General features: G+C 69.6%; 1 protein-coding gene. It reads right to left on the bottom strand.

The features are described 5' to 3' along the window. Positions 1-381 (bottom strand): zinc-binding dehydrogenase (locus tag AC1DYG_RS20590; protein WP_477641686.1); only part of this gene is annotated, 381 nt, incomplete at both ends.

The following is a 381-nucleotide window of genomic DNA, read 5'->3' as shown; positions in this document are numbered from 1 at the left end:
CATCCCGGGCCGGACGGTCCTTCCGCCACGCAAGGCGGTCCACGCACCGAGTGGCCAGTTGATCAGGCCGGTGGTGGGGAGGTAGCAGCCGTGCGGCGTGAGCGCCCGGCGGCATCGCGCGAACGACGTCGCGGTGATGGTGTCGAAGATGACGTCGTAGGTGCCGTGACGGGAGCTGAAGTCTTCCCGGTGGTAGTCGACGACGTGGTCGGCTCCCAGCGCGGTGACCAGGTCGGCGTTGCGGGAGCCGCACACCGCGGTGACTTCGGCGCCGAAGCGTTTGGCCAGTTGCACCGCGTAGGTCCCGATGCTGCCGGAGGCGCCGTTGACCAACACGTGCTGGCCACCGCGGACGCGTGCCCGGTCCCGAAGGAAGTACAG

It is taken from the genome of Pedococcus sp. P1_H8, from assembly GCF_056405175.1.
Note: the sequence above shows the minus strand (reverse complement) of the source record. Positions and strands in the feature narration are given on the sequence as shown.